The organism is Hymenobacter sp. (assembly GCF_031398885.1).
Classification (GTDB): Bacteria; Bacteroidota; Bacteroidia; order Cytophagales; family Hymenobacteraceae; genus Hymenobacter.
In genome coordinates this window covers 1-19,146 of sequence record NZ_JANNOD010000079.1, presented here as the reverse complement: position 1 = coordinate 19,146, position 19,146 = coordinate 1, and the positions used below count along the sequence as shown (strand labels likewise).

The 19,146-nt window shown below is 64.2% G+C and carries 13 protein-coding genes; 5 read left to right on the top strand and 8 right to left on the bottom strand.

The genetic code is table 11. The annotated features are described in order from the left end of the window. The first annotated feature begins 65 nt into the window (after positions 1-65). Positions 66-719: a cytochrome c oxidase subunit 3 gene (locus RMO51_RS15360; RefSeq protein WP_310396039.1), complete on the top strand. Its 654-nt coding sequence runs from the start codon at positions 66-68 to the stop codon at positions 717-719. A gap of 95 nt (positions 720-814) precedes the next feature. Here the strand turns inward: RMO51_RS15360 and RMO51_RS15355 are convergent, their stop codons facing one another. Continuing rightward, on the bottom strand, positions 815-3,118 hold the full coding sequence (locus RMO51_RS15355) for a gliding motility-associated C-terminal domain-containing protein (protein WP_310396038.1): 2,304 nt from the start codon (positions 3,116-3,118) through the stop codon (positions 815-817). Between the two features lie 218 nt (positions 3,119-3,336). Between RMO51_RS15355 and RMO51_RS15350 the strand changes: the two genes are divergently transcribed. Continuing rightward, complete coding sequence (locus RMO51_RS15350) at positions 3,337-5,415, top strand: M1 family aminopeptidase (RefSeq protein WP_310396037.1); 2,079 nt, start codon at positions 3,337-3,339, stop codon at positions 5,413-5,415. Positions 5,416-5,583: 168 nt separating this feature from the next. Here RMO51_RS15350 and RMO51_RS15345 read toward each other — a convergent pair whose 3' ends face one another. The 3 genes from RMO51_RS15345 to RMO51_RS15335 form a co-directional block, all read right to left on the bottom strand. Beyond that, positions 5,584-6,219: a hypothetical protein gene (locus tag RMO51_RS15345; RefSeq protein ID WP_310396035.1), complete on the bottom strand. Its 636-nt coding sequence runs from the start codon at positions 6,217-6,219 to the stop codon at positions 5,584-5,586. 186 nt (positions 6,220-6,405) lie between these two features. Beyond that, entirely contained in the window at positions 6,406-6,846 is a 441-nt protein-coding gene (locus RMO51_RS15340) for a DUF2147 domain-containing protein (RefSeq protein WP_310396033.1), read from the bottom strand. 797 nt (positions 6,847-7,643) lie between these two features. Next, positions 7,644-8,234 carry a C40 family peptidase gene (locus RMO51_RS15335; protein ID WP_310396031.1) on the bottom strand — a complete coding sequence of 197 codons (591 nt, stop codon included), beginning with the start codon at positions 8,232-8,234 and terminating at the stop codon, positions 7,644-7,646. Between the two features lie 129 nt (positions 8,235-8,363). Between RMO51_RS15335 and RMO51_RS15330 the strand changes: the two genes are divergently transcribed. Continuing rightward, positions 8,364-10,193: a PDZ domain-containing protein gene (locus RMO51_RS15330; RefSeq protein WP_310396030.1), complete on the top strand. Its 1,830-nt coding sequence runs from the start codon at positions 8,364-8,366 to the stop codon at positions 10,191-10,193. Positions 10,194-10,384: 191 nt separating this feature from the next. Here RMO51_RS15330 and RMO51_RS15325 read toward each other — a convergent pair whose 3' ends face one another. The 4 genes from RMO51_RS15325 to RMO51_RS15310 form a co-directional block, all read right to left on the bottom strand. Continuing rightward, positions 10,385-12,343 (bottom strand): KUP/HAK/KT family potassium transporter, encoded by a 1,959-nt coding sequence (locus RMO51_RS15325; protein ID WP_310396029.1) that lies wholly within the window; start codon positions 12,341-12,343, stop codon positions 10,385-10,387. Positions 12,344-12,434: 91 nt separating this feature from the next. Continuing rightward, positions 12,435-13,106 (bottom strand): hypothetical protein, encoded by a 672-nt coding sequence (locus tag RMO51_RS15320; RefSeq protein ID WP_310396028.1) that lies wholly within the window; start codon positions 13,104-13,106, stop codon positions 12,435-12,437. Positions 13,107-13,205: 99 nt separating this feature from the next. Further along, positions 13,206-13,841, bottom strand: coding sequence for an FKBP-type peptidyl-prolyl cis-trans isomerase (locus tag RMO51_RS15315; protein WP_310396026.1), 636 nt, complete (start codon positions 13,839-13,841; stop codon positions 13,206-13,208). Positions 13,842-14,081: 240 nt separating this feature from the next. Further along, positions 14,082-14,216 (bottom strand): hypothetical protein, encoded by a 135-nt coding sequence (locus tag RMO51_RS15310; RefSeq protein WP_310396024.1) that lies wholly within the window; start codon positions 14,214-14,216, stop codon positions 14,082-14,084. Between the two features lie 197 nt (positions 14,217-14,413). Here RMO51_RS15310 and RMO51_RS15305 point away from each other — a divergent pair, with 197 nt between their 5' ends. After that, a complete protein-coding gene (locus tag RMO51_RS15305) occupies positions 14,414-15,301 on the top strand; it encodes an ABC transporter ATP-binding protein (RefSeq protein WP_310396022.1) in 888 nt (295 codons plus the stop codon). A 72-nt stretch (positions 15,302-15,373) separates the two neighbouring features. Further along, positions 15,374-19,042, top strand: a complete 3,669-nt coding sequence (locus RMO51_RS15300) for a M1 family aminopeptidase (RefSeq protein WP_310396020.1) — start codon at positions 15,374-15,376, stop codon at positions 19,040-19,042. The last annotated feature ends 104 nt before the right edge of the window (positions 19,043-19,146 follow it).

The following is a 19,146-nucleotide window of genomic DNA, read 5'->3' as shown; positions in this document are numbered from 1 at the left end:
TCGGGCGGGCGTGCAACTAATTTCAATTGGGTTAGTTTGGGTAAGTACACCCCTGGCGCAGCGCAATGAGTTCTGAACACGACCGAAAAAACCAAATTGGGGCCCAGCGGCATCCCTCGTCCTTCGCCCGCATCGAGCGCATGGCCCCGCTGCAGGTGGCACTGTACCTGGCGCTGCTGGCCATTGCCGTCATGTTCGTGATGCTGGTGGCTGCTTACGTTACCACCCGAATGCGCAGCGGCGTGCCGACGGGGTTGTACGCCTTGCCGCGTTATTTTTCGCTGAGCACCATCGTGCTCGTCATCAGCAGCTACACCATCGGGCAGGCCCCGCGCCTGTACGCCCAGGACGACTTGGGCAGCCTTGGGCGCTGCCTCGGGGCCACGCTGCTGCTCGGGTGCGTATTTGCGGGCCTGCAGGTGCTGGGCTGGCGCGAGCTGGTGGCGCAGGGCGTGCCCTTCCAAGGCAAGGCCAGCAGCAGCAGCGGCCAGTTCATCTACCTGATTTCGGCGCTGCACGTGGCCCACTTGCTGGGCGGGATGCTGTTTTTGCTGGTCTTGCTGCTGCGCGTGCTCCACGCCGACCGCGACGCCGTGCGCGCCCTCGTCTTCAACCGCAACCCCTACCACCGGCGGCAGCTGAAGCTGCTGGGCACCTACTGGCATTTCATCGACGTGCTGTGGATTGCGCTTTTTGCCGTCTTCTTGTTCCTCTACTAAACCCCAGTCGGCCTCCAACCGGCAAGCGCCGCCGCAACATTACAGCGGCGCTTGCCGGTTGGAGGCCGACTGGGGTTCGGAGCGACGGCTAACGGCTAGGGCACGACTTCCACCCAGCCGCGGAATCGGCGGCCATCGGTGTAGGTCACGTAGTAGTAGTAGACCCCGCCGGTGCCCTGGCCCGGCCAGCGGAAGCCGCGGTCCTTGGACTCGAAAACCTGCTGGCCCCACCGGGAGAATATTTTGATGGCGATGAACTGCGCGTCGCAAAAGTTCGGCGGCAGGTCGGGCAGCCGGAATTCCTTGTTGAGGTTGTCGCCGTCGTTGGGGGTGATGATGTTGTAGAGCTTGACGTCCAGCGAGTCGGGGCTGATGACTTGCAGGCGCAGGCGCTGCACCTGGCCCACCGGCTCGCAGGTAGCGTCAATCAGTTGGAAAGTCACGACGAGGTCCTGGCGCAGGTTGGCGGCGGCGCAGGTCACGTCCCAGCGAAAGGTGCCCGTGGCCACGCCGGTACCGTTCTGGGCCTGGAAACTCATGCCGGCACTGGCCAGGTCGAAGCCTTCGTTGCCGTCGGCCGAGCTGCCCGTGGCCGTCAGGGTCAGGCCGTCGCGGTCGACGTCGGTACCGACGAAGGTGGCAACGTACTGGTCGCCCAAAGGCAATTTCTTCAGCGGAATCAAGCCGGGTCCCGCCGGGGGAGGGATGTTGGTCGAAATCAGAACGGGCGGGTGGTTGTCGTAGTCCACCACGATGGGCACCGATAGGGTGGTGGCATCGCGCAGGTTACAAGGCGTGGTGGTGGCCGTGAACTGGAAGTTGAGCGGAGAGGATTTTAGGGCCCGGCAGTCGACCCGCCACGTGAAGCGGCCGCGTTGCTGGGCGCCGTCGGTGCCCTGCGAAAGCGTGGCGCCAACATCCACGGGATTGAAGCCTTGCCCCGCCATTTCCAGCCGCACGGCATCGTTATCGGGGTCGGTGCCGAGCACGTCGAACGTCACCAAGTCGCCAATTCGCACCCGCAGGGGCCGGCCCGGCCCGGCGGTGGAGCTCACCACGGGGGGCGAGTTAGGCGGCGGCGTTGCCGTGAAGGCCACCCGCACCGTGTCGCGCTTGGGCAGGCTGCAGCCGTCGTCGCCCACCACCACGTCCAGCAAGTACACCTGGCCCCGGGTGTCGAGGCAGTCCGGGAAACAAAGCGTGGCGGTGAGGGTGTCGGGCGTGCCGGGGCTGCGCACGGCCCCGGAGGTGGCGGTGGTAAAGTTGGGCAGCGGCCCCGAAAAATTCACCGGGCTGAGCGACAAAGACAGGCGCGAGTTGGGGTCTTGGTCGGTGAAGCGCACCCGAACGCAGCGGTTGCCGCCGGTCACCAGGCGCAAGGTGTCGCGGCCGGGCCGGTAGGCCACCGGGCCGGTGGGAGCGGGGAGCACCACCAGGCTGGGCGTGGTATTGATGGCGCAGGCCAGCACCATGAGCTGAAAGTCGCGCCGGGATTCGCCAATTTTCTCGCCCCGGCGGTACTCGGCGCACCGCACCCCGAACACAAACAGGCCCAGGTCGGTGGGCCGCACGGTGAGGCGGCCCGTGGCGCGGTCAATCTGCAGGGTGGGCGCGCCCGGTATCTGGTACTGCTCACTCAAGGGGGTGCGGGGGGGGGCGCCCGGGGCCGTCGGGGCCGGGGGCAGCCACGTAATTGGCGCGTACGGCGCCGGCTGAGCCGCCGCCGGCTTGGGCACGTTGGCGTCGGAGTGGCCGTTGAGCGGCGTTATCAGGTCGTAGACCAGGGAATCACCGTCCGCATCTTGCCCGCCAAAATCGTAGTAGAACAACTCGTTGAGGCAGGCATAGTCGGCCAGCGGCGGAAAAATGCGGGGGGTGGAGTCGATGAAAGGGGCCCCGCGCCGCACCACGGCCGGAAACTCCAGATAAAACGCCTGCGCGGCGTTATCGGGGTTGAAAATGTTGCTGATGGCGTTGTTGCGGCAGCACCGCTCCACGGCCACGTAGTAGCCCTGGGGGTTGCTGTAAGTACTGGGCAGCAGGATATTGCGGCTATACACCAGCTTGCGGGTGCTGAGCGTGGGCAGGGTGCACGCCGGGTTGGTGTAGTTCACGAAGGTGTTGCTGACGAGGGGTAGCAGCACGTTCATCATGCGCCGGTTCGTGCCCTTCTCAAAAATGCTGGCCGTCAGGTCGGCGTCCAGGGCATTGGGGCTGCCGTTGGCGGCGTCGAAGTACAGGTTCAGCAGCAGCGTGTAGGACTCGCCGGTGTTGTGCACCAATTCCATTTCGCCACCCACAATGTGCGTGGCCCGTGCCGGGCCGGCCAGCAGCAGCCATCCGGCCAGCAGCAGAAAGGCTGAGCGCGCCGAGCCGGCCAAATGAAAGCGGAAAGGCATGGGGTAGAGTATTGGCGTGGTAAATCCTGATTAAGCCGAAATATACAACCGCAAAAGCCAACTTCTGGCCCGGTCCGGGCGTTTGCGGTTGCGTCGAAACTGCGGTGCGCCACGTCGGGTTTGGGAGCCGCCCGCCGTACCTTCGAAAGCCCAAGGAAGCCCTTGTCAAGCCCCACCAGACCCTGCTTTTCTTCCCCACCCCACTCATTCTGATTCCTATGCAGTCGTTGCGCTACGTTTTTTTCCTCGGCTGCTTCCTCGGTGCGGCCGGGCCCAGTTTTGCCCAGCAGCCGGCCGCGCCGACCGAGCCCGCGGCGCCTGCCCAACTGGTGCGGCAGGCCGCCTTTGATGCGGGCGTGCTCTGCGCCGCCGGCCGCGTGCAGTCGGCCGGGCGCACGGCCACGGCTTCGGTGCCGCACCGGGCCAACATGAACCGCTACGACGTGAAGTACTACAAGCTCGACCTGGCGCTCGAAAACGCTTCGCTGAACGTGGCCGGCTCCGTGTGGATGCGGGTGCAAGTGGGCAGTCAGGCCCTCGACTCGCTGGCTTTTGAGCTGTACCAGGGACCGGACGCGCAGTCCGGTTTGCTCATCGACTCGGTGGTGGTGAACGGGCGGCGCTCGCCGGGCATCCGCCGCGCCGGCCCCGACGCCACGGCCGGTCTGGCCGTGCCGGCCCCGGCCAACTCCCTCACCGACGCCCGTATTTACTACCACGGCACGGCGCCCAGCGGCAGTTCGGCGGCCATTGGCAACGGCCTGAGCACCCGTGCGGAGGCCCGAATCGGCAGCGCCATTACCATCCCGTACAACACGACCTGGAGTTTGTCGGAGCCGTTCTCGGCCCACGAGTGGTTTCCGTGCAAGCAGGTGCTCACCGACAAAGCCGATTCCAGCGACGTCTGGGTCACGACCACATTGCCCAACAAAGTCGGCTCGAATGGCGTCCTGGAGCGCACGGTGCTCCTGCCCGGCAACAAGGCGCGCTACGAGTGGAAGTCGCGCCATCCGATTGATTACTACCTGATTTCGGTGGCCGTCGCGCCCTACGTCGAGTACGTGAACTACGCCAACCCCGCGGGCGGCCCGCGCGTGCCCATCGTCAACTACGTTTACAACCAAGCGGCGCTGGATTTTTACCGGGTTGAAATTGACCGCACGCCGGGCTTTCTGGAAAATTATGCCGCCCTGTGCGGTGCCTATCCGTTTGCGGACGAGAAGTACGGCCACAGCATGGCCCCGCTGGGCCTCGGCGGCGGCATGGAGCACCAGACCATGACCACCCAGGACGGCTTTTTCTTCAACCTCACGGCCCACGAGCTGTTCCACCAGTGGTGGGGTGACAACGTGACCTGTGCTTCCTGGGAAGACATTTGGCTCAATGAGGGCTTTGCTTCGTACGGGGAGTACCTCTCGCTGCAGGCTTTCAGCACCCCCGCCAACGCGCGGGGCTGGATGAACGACGCCCACGCCCGCGCCCAAACCAACCCGGGGAGCGTGTTCGTGGCCGACACCACCAACGTGGGCCGCATTTTCAACACCCCGCTGTCCTACAAAAAGGGCGCGGCGGTCATTCACATGCTGCGCTATTTGCTGAACGACGACACCAAGTTCTTCCGGGCCCTGCGCACCTACCAAAGCCAGTACCGCGGCGGCACGGCCCGCACCGCCGACTTGCAGCGGGTGTTCGAGGGCGAGGCCGGGCGGCCCCTGGAGTATTTCTTCCAGCAGTGGTTCCGGGGCCGCGGCTATCCCACCTTCAATGCGCGCTGGAACCAGGGCGGCAACACGGTGGTGCTGCAGGTGAACGAAGCGGTATCGGCGCCAACTGCAACGCCGTTCTTTGACACCGAGGTGGACTACCGCCTCACCTTCACCGACGGCACTACCCAGACCGTTCGCCTCCGCCAGGCCCAGGCCACCGAAACCTTCCGTTTCCCGGTGAGCGGCACCGTGGCCAGCGTGGCCGTGGACCCCGACCAGTGGCTGCTGGACCTGCCCGCGCCCGCGCCCGTTCGCGACAACACCCTGCTCGGCGCCCGGGCCGGCGCAGGCTTGGCCCCGCTCACGCTTTTTCCCAACCCCTGCCGCGAGTACCTCCAGCTGGCCGCGTTGCCCGCGGCCCGCGTCAGCGCCGAAGTGCTGGATGCCACCGGCCGCGTGGTGCTGCGGCAGGCCGTGCCCGCCACTCAGCCGCAGCTGGATACGCGCGCGCTGGCTCCCGGCCTCTACCACTTGCGCCTGCTAGGACCCGCTGGCGAGCTGCTGGGACACGGCCGGTTCGTGCGCGAGTGAGAACCAGCCAAACGCCGTTTTGGCGCTACGAGGCGCAGCACCAGCTCTTTGCGCTGCGTAAGAAAAAGCCCCGGCACCAGCAACGGCGTGGGGGCTTTTAGTGCCGGTATTTAGTGGATTAAAGTATTGCCGGGCTGCTGCCCGGCTCACTCTGCCCGTGGTCCGTTCTTAAAATGCGGCGTGATACTCCCGAACCAGCGCTTGGGTGGCCGCGTCGGGCAGCGGAGCATCCAGCAGGTTTTTGAGCAGTTCGTCAAAAGGGCCGGCCGGCGTAAAGCCGGGTTCCAGCACCGCGTTGCTGGTCAGGCGAATAAACATGGGCTGCCCGTTCACGGCCACCAAATCCACGGTTACCAGGCCAAAGCGCTGGTTGCAGCGGCCCGTGTGGGGGCAGTCGGTGGGGTCGGGCTTGTACAATTGCTTGAGTGTCGTTTCGCTGTGGTGCGCGTGGCGCCGGGTGCACTGGTCGGCGCAGGCGCGGTGGTAGCCCAGGCCCAGCATTCGCTCGCCGAGGTGTTCGTAGAAATGCCGGAAGTTGCCGGGGCCGATGGCCGGGTCGAAAAAAAACAAGGCGCCCTGACGGCCTTTTTCGCGCAGCAAATGAACCCGCAGGCCCCGCGCGCCGGCCGCGCCGCCCTTGCGCAAATGGTAGGCCTTGTAATACGGCCCGAGCCAGTTCAAAAACACGCGCTGCTCGACCCAGCGCGCATGGCGCTCCGCCTGCCCCGGCGTCAGCGCCACGGCGTGCCACGTAGCCGGGGCAGGCGCTTTGGGGCGAAACAAATTTTGAATGAAATCGAGCAAAACAAGCGGGGCTAATGAAGACGAAACACCGGCTCTGCCAAATAGTTTGTGGGTTCGCGGCGGGGCCGAGCCCTAAAATCTTGATTTGCCTCTGCGGATTGCGCGCGTGGTTACGAAGAAAGGCCGGCTCCCTGACGGGAACCGGCCTTTCATTCGTAACCCACGCGCAGCTCCGAAGGGAGCTGCTTATTTTACCCGGGTCCAGGCCTGCGATTTGCCGATGAGCGAAAACCCGATGTAGCCCTTCACTTCCATGGAGTTGGCGCTTTCCATCTGCATGTAGCAGGAGTACGTTTTGCCGCTTTCGGGGTCGTAGATTTTGCCTTCGTCCCACTTGTTGTCGTCGTCGTACTTGAACCCTTCCATGAACACGAGGCCCAGGCGCGGGCGGCTCTTGAGCTTGGGGTCGGGGTTCTGCGAGTCGGTTTTGGCCTTGCCGGTGGCGGGGTCGTTGGGCACAGCCAGGCTCACGATTTTGCCGCACAGCTTGTCGCCGCATTTGTAAATCTCAAACGTGGCTTTTTTCTCCGAGTTGGTCCAGACCCCCAGCGGGGACAGGGTTTGGGCGGAAGCCAGGCGGGCGAGGCCCAGCACGAGCACAACGAGGAGAAGCAGGGTTTTTTTCATTTCTAAAGTACGAGTTGAGTGGGGATTCATGGGAAAAATTAGGGGAAAAATCGGCGAAGGCCGCCGGCACCGTCTGGTGGTCAGGTAGGCAAGTTTACGGCCAAGTTCCGAAAATTTAGTACTGGCCCGGTGCCGGGGGCCGCTAATGCAAAATAAAAAGGGCTATGAATCAGTATTCAGGCCGCTTTAGGCGGCGATTTGCTCGAAATTTAGGCTTCCGATTTTGAACCTTAGCCCCGGCTATTAACTTTACCGCTCAGTAGTGAGTGCTACGACCCCGCCCAAGCAGCCCTAAGGTGCTGGGCCGCGCGAGCGGGGCTATGTCGAACGTAAAGAAAGGAGGTACAAAATGTCTAGTAGTCCCAAACAAATCCTGCCCAGCCTGTCGAATGTCGTACGCTTCACCGCAGTACGCGCCTAACAACAGCTTCGTGGGGTAGCTCCTAAGGCTTCCCACATTCGGCCAGGTCTTACTCCTTGAAGTGGACGCCGGAACTGTACCCCAGTTTCGCCGCTTGGTAAGATTTGAAGGATTAGATGCCCGGCTTGCCCAGTCGCCCTTCAGTGGGACGGCAGAGGCAATCCGGGCATCGCTCTTTTAGGTCAGTTAATAGTGAGCAGTTATCAGTGAGCAGCAAGGACGTCATGCTCCATCTGGCGTCCGCTTACCGAAGCATCTCGCGTGCAGCAGTAAATCAATCGTCCGCCGGTGCGAGCGAGATGTCTCGGCAAGCTCGACATGACGTCCTTGCTGCTCATTGATAACTGCTCACTGCTCATTGACAATTGCTCACTGCCTACAGCACCCGCCGCACCTGCAGGAAGCGCCGCTCGTAGTCGGTGCCTTCCACCTGGCTCACTTTCACGCCCGACTCGCGCCGGGCCGACGAGGAATGCACGAACCGCAGCGGCACCTCGCCCCGGGCCGAAACCACGATGCCCGCGTGCCCCGGCGCTGTGCTGGTTGCGGCCGTGCCCGTGAACACCACGATGTCGCCCGGCTGGGCCTCGGCGCGGGCCACGGGCTGGCCCACGGCAATGAGCAGCGCCGTGGAGTGCGGCACCGCCACGCGGAACCGCGCAAACGTGAACAGGATGAAGCCCGAGCAGTCGAACCCCGTGAGCGGGGAGGTGCCGGCATACTGGTAAGGCGTGCCGCGCTGGGCCAGGCCGAAAGCCACCACGCTGTCGGCGCGCCCTGCCGGGCCCCGTTGCGCCGGCGCGGCGCGCGTGGGCATCGTGCGCACGGCCGCTACGGGACGCGTCGGGCCGGCCGTGATGGCCGGGGACCTTTCGACGACCGACAGTGCCGTGGGCCGATTTAGCCCGGGCAGAACAAGGGCCATGGCCACCACCAACCCAATAAAAACCAGCCACACGAACCGCATAAATGAAATTGGTTAAGGTGCGGATGCCGTTTAGCCCCACCCCGGCTCCTAACGGTTGAGTTGACCGCTAGGTTGGAGGCCGGTCCGGGGGTTTACTTTGCGGCCCTGACCCATTTTATAACATTGCTGATGCTCAAAAACTCATCGCTGCTACTTTGCGCTGCCGCCGTGGCCCCCTTGCTGGCCGGTGGGTGGCCGGCCGCCGCGCGCTCCGCCGCGGTCCTGCCCACCCTGCGCTACACGCTGGCCATGCCGGCGCCCCAAACCCACTACTTCGAAGTCAGGATGGACCTGGGGGGCTTCCCGGCCGACTACACCGACGTGAAGATGCCCGTGTGGGCGCCGGGCTCCTACCTGGTGCGCGAGTTTGCCAAAAACGTGGAGGGTTTCCAGGCCCGCACGGCGGGTGGGCAGGCGCTGGCGGTCGAGAAAATCAGCAAGAATACCTGGCGGGTTCGCCACGCCAAGCAGGCGAATTTCCAGGTGAGCTACAAAGTGTACGCCTTTGAGCTGAGCGTGCGGACGTCCTTTCTCGACGCCGACCACGGCTACCTCAACGGCAGCAGCATTTTCATGTACCCGGCCGAGAACAAGGCCCTGGGCAGCACCGTGGCCGTGCAGCCGGCCGCCGGCTGGGCCCAGGTGAGCACTGCCCTGCGCCCGGCCGCCGGCGGCGCCAAGTTTACCTACCGCGCCGCCAGCTACGACGAGCTGGCCGACTCGCCGATGGAAATTGGCAACCACAAAGTGCTGGAGTTCACCGCCAACGGCACGCCCCACCAGGTGGCCATGTACGGCCCCTATACCGCCGACGAACCCAAACTGCTGGCCGACCTGAAAAAGGTGTGCGAAGAGGCCCACCGCGTGGTGGCCCAGAATCCGCTCGACCGGCCCTACGTCTTCATTGTGCACAACCTGGAGCGCGGCGGCGGCGGCCTGGAGCACCTCTACTCCACCACCCTGGAAGTGGGCCGCACCGCCTACGGCACCGAGGCCGGCTACAAGTCCTTCATGGGCCTGGCCGCGCACGAATACTTCCACCTCTGGAACGTGAAGCGCATTCGGCCGGTGGCCCTGGGGCCGTTCAATTACGACCAGGAGAATTACACCAACATGCTGTGGGTGAGCGAGGGCATGACCGAATACTACTCCAAGCTCATCAACGAGCGCAACGGCATCACCTCGCGCGAGGAGTACCTGGGCAAGCTGGGCAATGCCATTACGGAGGTAGAAAACACCCCCGGCAACCGGGTGCAGTCGGCCGCCATGGCCAGCTACGACGCCTGGATTCGTTTCTACCGGCCCAACGAAAATTCCAGCAATTCCCAAATCAGCTACTACTCCAAAGGCGACCTGATTGGCACCCTGCTGGACCTGAACATCGCCGAAGCCACCAAAGGCGAAAAGAACCTCGACGACGTGTTCCGGCTGCTCTACGCCACCTACTACCAGAAGGCCAAGCGCGGCTTTACCGACCAGGAGTTTCAGAACGCCGTGGCCCAGGTGGCCGGGCGTCGCTACGACGACTTCTTCAAAAACAGCGTGTACGGCACCAAAACGCTGGACTACGCCACCGCCCTGGGCTACGCCGGCCTGGCCCTGAGCAGCGCGCCGCTCAGCGCCGCCGGCACCCTGGGCGCCACGTTCTCGAACCGCACCGGCAAGCTGCTGGTGACGGGCGTGGTGCGCGAGGGCGCCGCCTGGACGGCCGGCCTCAACGTGAACGACGAGGTGCTGCAAATCAACGGCGCCGCCCCCGGCGAGGAAACCGTGAAATCCCTGCTCGGCGGCCCCGTGGGCACGCCCGTCAGGCTGCAGGTGCGCCGCGACGGCCTGAACCGGGACGTGAACCTGACCATGGTGCCCAGCCTCGACCTCAAGTACCAGGTGCTGCCCGTGGCCAGCCCCACGGCCCAGCAGCAGAAGGTGCTGGCCAAGTGGCTGGGCCCGGCGCGGTAGGGGCCTCACCTCCGGACTTCCTCTCCCAAAAAGAGGGGGCAGTTGAGGTCAGTTAAAAGTTGAGAGTTAAAAGTTAAAAGCCCGCTTGACGATTCAAGCGGGCTTTTTTATTCTGTAACTCTCAGCTTCTAACTGACGGCTGGTGCTTCCTCTGTGCGGGAGAGGAAGTAAGGGGAAAGTGCCTACTCAGCTTACCGAATTCGCTTCAGCGCCACTTCCCGGGCCGGGACTATTACTAGAGGCACCTTTTCCACTTTCACCGAGGAGGTGTCGAGGCCGAAGTACTGGTCTTCGGAGGCGATGAAGCCGCGGATGGCGAAGTAGGCCTGCATCACGAGCTTCTCCTGGGTGGGGAAGTCGTTTTCGATGCTGAGGAACTTCTCCAGCACCACGAAGCGGAAGTCGCCGGTGACGTGCTGCTTGTTGAGCGACTCGTAGCGGGAGATGATGTCCACTTCCTTGTTGCGCACGAGGTCCTCAATCACCTTGCGGAAGTAGAGGTTGATGCGCTGCTGCACCCGGAAGCCCAGCCGGAAGTTGATGCGGAACACGTCGTCCTTGGCCATCTCGGTCACCTTGTACTCCATGGTGTAGGGCTCGTCGGTGGTGTCGACGTGGATGAACCAGTAGATGTCGGCGCGCTTGGGCCGCTTCTGGAAGATGGAGTAGATGATTTTCTGCTCGATTTCGGTGCTGCGCTCGGCCGAGGTCAGGAACACGAGGTGCGTCGAGTACTTGGGCACGGTCTCGTCGTTGCTGAGCTGCTTGAGCGCGTCGATGTAGGGCTCCAGGCGCACGAACTCGGTGAGGCGGCGCTTGATGTAAAACGCCTTCAGCCACACGTACATCACGCCCATGAGCGCCCCGCCGATGGCCAGCGACACCCAGCCGCCGTTCGGAAACTTGCGCATGTTGGCAATCAGAAACGCGCCCTCGATGACGCCGTACAGGGCCGCGAAGCCAAACACCAGCGGGGCCGCCGCTTTTTTCAGTTTCAGCCACACCGTCATCAGGATGGTCGTCATCAGCATGGTGAGCGTGATGGCCAGGCCGTAGGCGGCCTCCATGTTGGCCGACTCGCGGAAGTAGAGCACCACCCCGATGCAGCCGAGTAGCAGCAGGCGGTTCATGCTCGGCACGAAGAGCTGGCCCTTCACGTCGGTGGGGAAGTTGAGCTTCACCTTGGGCCACATGTTGAGCCGAATAGCCTCGGCCACCAGCGTGAACGAGCCCGTGATGAGGGCCTGCGAGGCAATGACGGCCGCGATGGTGGCGACGCTGATGCCGATGAGCAGGAACCACTGCGGCATGAGGGCGTAGAACGGGTTCTGGCCGTTGAGCTTCTCGCCCTCGTGGGCCAGCAGCCAGGCGCCCTGCCCCAGGTAGTTGAGCAGCAGCGTGGTTTTCACGAAGGTCCAGCTGATGCGGATGTTGCCCTTGCCGCAGTGGCCCAGGTCCGAGTACAGGGCCTCAGCGCCGGTGGTGCACAGAAACACCGAGCCCAGCAGCCAGAAGCCGCCCGGGTAGCGCACCAGCAGGTCGTAGGCGTAGTAGGGATTGACGGCTTTCAGGATGACGGGATTTTGCACAATCCAGCTCGCGCCCAGCACGCCCAGCATGGTGAACCAAAGCAGCATAATCGGCCCGAAAGCCTTGCCCACGATTTGAGTGCCAAAGCTTTGCAGCAAAAACAGCCCCGCGATGATGCCGATGACAATGTAGACGATGGCGTCCTGCGTGAGGCCGGGATACACCGCTTTCAGTCCTTCGATGGCCGACGACACCGAGATGGGCGGCGTAATTACGCCGTCGGCCAGCAGGGCGGCCCCGCCGATGATGGCCACGGCCGAGAGCCAGGCCCCGCGCCGCCGCACCAGGGCGTAGAGCGAGAAAATGCCGCCCTCGCCGTTGTTGTCCGCATTCAGGGTCAGCAGCACGTACTTGACGGTGGTTTGCAGGGTCAGCGTCCAAATCACGCACGAAATGCCGCCGAGCACCAGGTGGGCGTCAATCTGGTCCGGCACCGTGGCGCCCTTCAGGATGGACGACATCACGTAGAGCGGCGAGGTGCCGATGTCGCCGTAAATAATGCCCAAGGCAATCAGCAGCCCCGCCCCGGAAATGGCGGTGTGCGAATGTTTAGAATCCATGCGGAGGGGTAAAAGCGGAAATCAGCAGCTAATTGGCAAAATGAAATGAATTACGGGGCGCGAAGGTAGCAGCCAGACCACCGGAATACGCTTACGGCTGCGGCTTCGGAAAGTAAGGCAGGCTGGCACCCAGCGGGTTGCTGCCGGGCTGGTTGCTGGCCGCCGCCGCGTTCGCCGCGGCTTGGGCCACCAGGGCAGCTTGTCGGTTGCTCTCGTCGGCGGCGGCCAGCAGGGCGGCGGCTTCGCGGGCGGCGTGGTCGTGGGCCCGGAAAATGCGCCGGTTGAGCTCGGCGGTGAGGCGCTGCCAGGGCAGCGTCTCGCCGGGCAGGGCAAAGTTGACCACCTCGCGCCCCAGCCGGAACAGGCGCAGGCGGTTGGTGCCGCGGTGCCCGTAGGCCAGCAGCAGCGCCGCGAGGGCCATGCCGAGCATGGCGGTCCCCGTGCGCAACCAGTTTTGGAGGAAGGCAATCATGACCCCCGCCAGGCCCAGCCCGCCCAGCAGGAACCACAGCAGCCAGCGCACCGGCGTGAGGTCGGCCCGCTCCAGCTCCAGCAGCAGAAATGACTGGCCCCGCACCGTAACCGCGGTGTCGGTGAGCACCACCCGGCCGTCGGGGCTGCGCAGGGGCGGGGCGGGCGGCGGGGAGGGGGCCAGCGGCGGGTGGTCGGCAGAGCCCGCCTCCCTCCGCAAAGTGGCCCCGGAAGGTTGTTCCGGGGCCACGGGCTGGTCGTCGTTGCGAGGCGGGACTTTGGGGGGCTGCATGGGTGCGGAAACCGCCAGAGTGTGAGTGGCCCGCGCCCAGGTGGGCGCGGCGGTAGCGGTTGGGGCGGCGGCGGCCGGGGCGCCCGTTCCGACGACCCCTCAGTTGTTCACTTTGAGCAGCTCCACGTCGAAAATCAGGGCCGTGTCGCCGGGGATGTCGCGGCCCGCGCCGCGCTTGCCGTAGGCCAGGTCGGCGGGGATGTAGAGGCGGTACTTCGAGCCTTCGCCCATGAGCTGCAGGGCTTCGGTCCAGCCCGCAATCACGCCGTTGACGGGGAAGGTGGCGGGCTGGCCGCGCTGGTAGCTGCTGTCGAACACGGTGCCGTTAATCAGCGTGCCGTGGTAGTGCGTCGTCACCGACGAGCCCAGGCCGGGCTTCTTGCCCGAGCCCTCGGTCAGCACTTCGTACTGCAAGCCGCTGGGCAGGGTGGTGATGCCGGGCTTGGCGGCGTTTTCGGCGAGGAAGGCTTCGCCTTCGGCTTTGTGGTTGCTCATGGTGTTGGGGTCTTGGTTGTCGTCGTTGTCATCGTCGGCGCCGCCCATCCGGGCTTGCAATTGCTGCATGGCGGCCTGCATCTCTTCCTGGGTGAGGCGGCTGGGGAGGCCCTGCAAGCCCTCCTTGAGGGCGCCGGCCAGGGTGTCCACGTCCAGCTCCAGGCCTTGCTGGGCGAAGTTGCGGGCCAGGTCACGGCCGATGATGTAGCTCACCTGAGCTTGGTGCGAATCGAGGTTCATAAAACCAGGGGGAAGGTATTTGAGGCCGCCTAGCGCGCAGCGCAAGCAAGCTGCCGCTGGCCGCCGGGTGGAAAAAAGAGTAGAACGGGTTACGCCGTTGCCGGGGCAAAGTTCCAAAAGCCGCGCCGAACCGCCGCGCCCGCCGTATCGGCCTGAATCCATAACAAAAAAGCCCGGCTAACGGGCCGGGCCTTTGTAACAATAACGGTGATAGAAGGCTAAAAAACGATAAAACAGCGGTTAGCAGAACAAGTGCTGGTCGTCGTCGCCGTGGAAGAAGAAGGTCAGGTCGAGGCCGGCCAGTTTGGCAGCCAGGAAGGTTGCGCCGCCCAAAAGTAGCAGCGAGGACAACGAAAATACAGTGGTCTTTTTCATGATACGCGTGAAATAGCCTGATGGTTTATTCCTGCACAAAGATACGAAAGGCGGGTCAAAATGTTATGCATGCAGCATAAAATAACAGTGGCGTAACCTGCATGGCCACCGGTTAATGGGAGCGTAAAACGGATTAAATAGACTTTATTAAATATATTACATAGCTTGCCGATATTTTCCCTACCTGCTTCTGCACCATGGAACTACGTATTGAATACCTCTCCAAAACCTACCCCAACGGCGTTCGGGCCTTGCACGACGTGTCGCTCACCATCCCGAGCGGCATGTTCGGGCTGTTGGGGCCTAACGGTGCGGGCAAGAGCAGCCTGATGCGCACCATTGCCACGCTGCAAGAGCCCGACAGCGGCACCATCACGCTGGGCGACCTGGACGTGCTCACCCAGAAGGACGCCGTGCGCCGGGTGCTGGGCTACCTGCCCCAGGAGTTCGGCCTCTACCCGAGCATTTCGGCCGAGGTGCTGCTCGACTATTTTGCCGGCCTCAAGGGCATCCGCGACGCGGCCGAGCGCCGGCTGGCGGTGGAAGGCCTGCTCGTGCAAACCAACCTCTGGGACGCGCGCAAGAAGGCCGTGGGCGGCTACTCGGGTGGGATGCGGCAGCGCTTCGGCATCGCGGTGGCGCTGCTGGGCGCGCCCCGGCTCATCATCGTAGACGAGCCCACGGCCGGCCTTGACCCCACCGAGCGCAACCGCTTCCTGGATTTGCTGAGCGAGATAGGGGAGAACGTGGTGGTCATCCTCAGCACCCACATCGTGGAGGACGTGACCGAGCTGTGCCCGAACATGGCCATCATCGCCGGCGGCGAGGTGGTGGCCACGGGCTCGCCCAGCGACGTGATTGGCGAAATCCGGGGCAAGGTGTACCGCACCAAGACCGAAAAGGCCGCCCTGGCCCAGCTCCGCAGCGAGTACGAGGTGATATCCTCGAAGCTGGTGGCCGGGCAGCCCATTGTGCGGGTGTTCAGCGAGCAGCCCATCAACGGGCAGTTCCAGCCGGCCGAGGCCACGCTGGAGGACGTGTATTTTCACCGCCTGGCGAGGAGGGAATTAACAATTAACAATTAACAATTAAGAATTATGAGGGCACAGGCCGACCATTTTTAATTTTTAATTCTCAATTTTTAATTAATTCCCGCCATGTTCGCTCACATCTTTGGCTTCGAGCTGCGGTACCGCTTCACGCAACCCAGTACCTACTTGTACTTCGGGGTGTTTGCGCTGTTCGGCTTTTTGTCGCAGACGGTGGACGACTTTGGCTTTGCCAGCGCCAAAGTGCACGTCAACTCGCCCGATGCGCTGGCTGAGCTGCACATTATTGCCTCTATTCTGGGCATGTTCGTGACGGCGGCCATTCTGGGCACGCCCATTTATCGGGACGATAAGGAAGGTATGACGGGGCTGCTGTACACCACCACGCTGCCCAAGCTGGCGTACTTGGGCGGGCGGTTTCTGGGGTCGCTGCTGGCTATCTGGTTCGTGATGAGCGGGCTGTCGGTGGGGGCGCTGCTGGGCATGGCGATGCCGTGGGTGGACGCCACCAAGCTGGGGCCAGTGCTGCCGCTGGCGCTGCTGGGCCCGCTGGTGGGCGCGGCCTGGATGAATGCGTTGTTCGCGGGCTGCATCTTTTTCGCGGCTTACCTGGTGTTTCGCTCGCCGCTGGTGGTGTACCTGGGGGGCATCGTGCTGTTTGTGTGCTACCAGGTGTCGCTCACGTTCAGCGGCAGGGTGAGTAGCGACCATCTGTTTGCGCAGCTCGACCCGTTTGGGCTGGCGGCCAAGCGCATCGACACCCAGTTCTGGACCATTGCCGAGCGCAATACGCGGGCGCCGGACTTTTTGGGCGGCGAGCTGCTGCAAAACCGCCTGATGTGGGCCGCTGTGGGCCTGTTGATTCTGGGGCTGGCCTGCACGTTTTTCCGGTTGGGCCAGCCCAAGATGCGAGCCGGTAAGCCGGCCGCCGACCCGGCGCCGCGGCCGGTGGCCGGCACCGCGCTGCGCCGCTCGCCGCAGGAGTTTGGGGCGGGCCTGGGGCTGTGGCAGCTGCGGCAGCTCACGAAGGTGCAGTTTCTGAACGTGGTGCGGGCCTGGTCGTTTCGGGTGCTGGCGCTGCTGGGCATCGTGTTCATCCTCTTCAATGCCTACTGGACCTACGAGGATACCCGCAGCATTCAGATGCCCGTCACCTACCTCATTCTGAAGCTGCTGAACGACAACTTCACGCTGTTCTTCTTTCTCATCATCACCATTTACGCCGGCGAGCTGGTGTGGCGCGAGCGTGATACGCGCTTGCAGCAGGTGTTCGACGCGCTGCCGTTTTCGAGCTGGATTCCCTTTCTGAGCAAGCTGCTGGCGCTGGTGGCGGTGCAGGTGGTGCTGTACGCGGCGATGGCCGGGGTGGGCGCGGCCATTCAGCTGTACCGGGCGCCGGGGCTGGTGGAGCCGCTGCTCTACCTCAAGGACTTCGGGCTGCAATTTGCCAACCTGCTCGTGCTCTGCGCCCTGGCCATGACGGTGCAGACGGTGGTGAACAACAAATACATCGGGCACGCCCTGATGATGGTGTACTACGGCGTGGTGTTCCTGCTGGCCGACGCGCTGGGGCTGCACCACGCGCTGCTCAAGTTTGGTGCGGCCATCCCGTACACGTACTCCGACATGAACGGCTACGGGCACCTGGTGGCCCCGCTGCTGGCCATCAACGCCTACTACCTGGCCGGGGCCCTGGTGCTGGTGCTGCTGGCGGGCCTGCTCTGGGTGCGCGGCAACGACACCGGGGCGCGCCTGCGCGGGCGGCTGTTTGGCCAGCGGCTGCGGGCGCCGGGGGTGCGGGCGGCGCTGGCCGGGGCGCTGGCCGTGCTGCTGGTGGCCGGCGGCTGGGTGTTCTACAACGCCAATGTGCTGAACCAATACCTCACGCCCAAGGGCCTGGAAGCCCGGCGGGCCACCGCCGAGCGCGACTACCGGCGCTACGAAAACCTGCCGCAGCCCAAGGTAGTGGCCATCACGCTCGATGCCGACCTGTACCCCACGGCCAGCCCCCGCGGCTACCGGATGCGGGGCGCCTACACGCTGCGCAACCAGGAAAGCCGGCCCGTGGACACGCTGTTTGTGAACTACGACGGCAGCCCCGCCATCAGCACCCGGCTCAGCCTTAGCCGGCCCGCCGCCGTGCTGCGCGACGACCCCGGCGCCGGCGTGCGCCTGTTTCGGCTGGCCCGGCCGCTGGCCCCCGGCGACTCGCTCGACCTGCGCTACGACCTGGCCTACCGGGCCCGCGGCTTCAGCTCGCGCCTCAAGGACAACGGCGTGTTTCAGTGGGCCAGCATCTCGCCCGAAGACCGCCTCACCGCCAACGGCACCTTCCTCGACGGGCCCGGCCTGCGCATCGGCTACCAGCGCGGCACCGAGCTGGAAGAGGACGACCTGCGCCGCCGCAACGGCCTGGCCCCCAAGGCCCGCGCCCGGCCCCTGAACGACCCGCGCGGCCGCTACCAGGCCGACTTCGGGCCCGATGTCGACTACGTGCGCTACCAAGCCACCGTGAGCACCGACCCCGACCAGACGGCCATGACCGCCGGGTACCTCGAAAAAGAGTGGGTGCACAACGGCCGCCGCTACTTCCGCTACCGCATGGACCAGCCCATGATGCCGATGGTGCCCGTGCTCTCGGCCCGCTACCGGGTGCACCGCGAGAGCTGGCGGCCAGCCGGCGGTACGCCCGTGGCCATCAGCATCTACCACGACCCGCGCCACGCCTACAACGTGGCCCGCATGGCCGAGGCCCTGCGCAAGGCCCTGCCGTACTACACCGCCGCTTTCGGCCCCTACCAGTACCGCCAGATTCGGTTGCTGGAGTTTCCGCGCTACAAGAGCTTCGCCCAGAGCTTCCCCAACACGGTGCCGTTCTCGGAAGGGGCCGGCTTTATCAGCGACTTGCGCGACTCCAGCCGGGCCGACCGGACCTTTTTCATCACCAACCACGAGCTGGCCCACCAGTGGTGGGGCCACCAGTTGGTGGGGGCCAACGTGCAGGGCTCGGCGGTGCTGAGCGAGTCGCTGGCCGAATACTCGGCCCTGATGACCTGCAAGCACGAATTCACGGCCAACCAGATGCAGCAGTTCATGCGCAGTGAGCTGGACGACTACCTGCGCGGCCGCCGCCAGGAGCGCAAAAAGGAGGTGCCCCTGATGCTGGTCGAGAGCCAGCCCTACATCCACTACAACAAGGGCGGCATGGTGTTCTACGCCCTCCAGGACTACATCGGCGAGGACAAGCTGAACGGCGCCCTGCGCGCCTTCCTGGCTAAAAACCGCTTCCAGACCCGGCCGTACCCCAACACCGCCGACCTGATGACCTACCTGCGCCAGGCCACGCCCGACTCGCTGCACTACGTGCTGCACGACATGTTCGAAACCATCACGCTGTACAAGAACGAGCTGAAAACCGCCACCTATACCCCGCGCCCCGACGGCAAGTTCGACGTGCGGCTGGTCATCAAAGGCGAAAAGGTGCGGGCCGACAGCCTCGGCAACGAAACGCCCACCGCGCTGGCCGACTACATCGAAATAGGCGTCTTCGGGGCCGATAAGTCGCCCGGCGAAGCCTGGGACGTGCGCGGCAAGGCCCTGGTGCTGAAGAAAGTCAAGCTCACTAAGCCCGAAACCATCCTGAATTTCGTGGTGAACGAAAAGCCCAGCAAAGCCGGCGTAGACCCCTACCAGAAGCTGATTGAGCGCAGCTACTTCGATAACGTGAAGTTTGTGGACGAGCAGAAGGCCGCGCCCAAGCCGGTGGCAGCGCGGTAGTTAGGTGTTGGGGCGATGAAGTGATGGGGTGATGAGGGAACGGTCATGCTGAGCGCAGCCGAAGCATCTCGCCTGGGGTAGTAACTCGATTGTTCAACGCTTCT

Bases quoted from the DNA above. Each gene is read 5' to 3' on its own strand.
- RMO51_RS15315 (WP_310396026.1), bottom strand. From the start codon at position 13,841: ATGAACCTCGATTCGCACCAAGCTCAGGTGAGCTACATCATCGGCCGT.
- RMO51_RS15335 (WP_310396031.1), bottom strand. From the start codon at position 8,234: ATGCGGTTCGTGTGGCTGGTTTTTATTGGGTTGGTGGTGGCCATGGCC.
- RMO51_RS15325 (WP_310396029.1), bottom strand. From the start codon at position 12,343: ATGGATTCTAAACATTCGCACACCGCCATTTCCGGGGCGGGGCTGCTG.
- RMO51_RS15320 (WP_310396028.1), bottom strand. From the start codon at position 13,106: ATGCAGCCCCCCAAAGTCCCGCCTCGCAACGACGACCAGCCCGTGGCC.
- RMO51_RS15340 (WP_310396033.1), bottom strand. From the start codon at position 6,846: ATGAAAAAAACCCTGCTTCTCCTCGTTGTGCTCGTGCTGGGCCTCGCC.
- RMO51_RS15310 (WP_310396024.1), bottom strand. From the start codon at position 14,216: ATGAAAAAGACCACTGTATTTTCGTTGTCCTCGCTGCTACTTTTGGGC.
- RMO51_RS15305 (WP_310396022.1), top strand. From the start codon at position 14,414: ATGGAACTACGTATTGAATACCTCTCCAAAACCTACCCCAACGGCGTT.
- RMO51_RS15350 (WP_310396037.1), top strand. From the start codon at position 3,337: ATGCAGTCGTTGCGCTACGTTTTTTTCCTCGGCTGCTTCCTCGGTGCG.
- RMO51_RS15360 (WP_310396039.1), top strand. From the start codon at position 66: ATGAGTTCTGAACACGACCGAAAAAACCAAATTGGGGCCCAGCGGCAT.
- RMO51_RS15300 (WP_310396020.1), top strand. From the start codon at position 15,374: ATGTTCGCTCACATCTTTGGCTTCGAGCTGCGGTACCGCTTCACGCAA.
- RMO51_RS15330 (WP_310396030.1), top strand. From the start codon at position 8,364: ATGCTCAAAAACTCATCGCTGCTACTTTGCGCTGCCGCCGTGGCCCCC.
- RMO51_RS15355 (WP_310396038.1), bottom strand. From the start codon at position 3,118: ATGCCTTTCCGCTTTCATTTGGCCGGCTCGGCGCGCTCAGCCTTTCTG.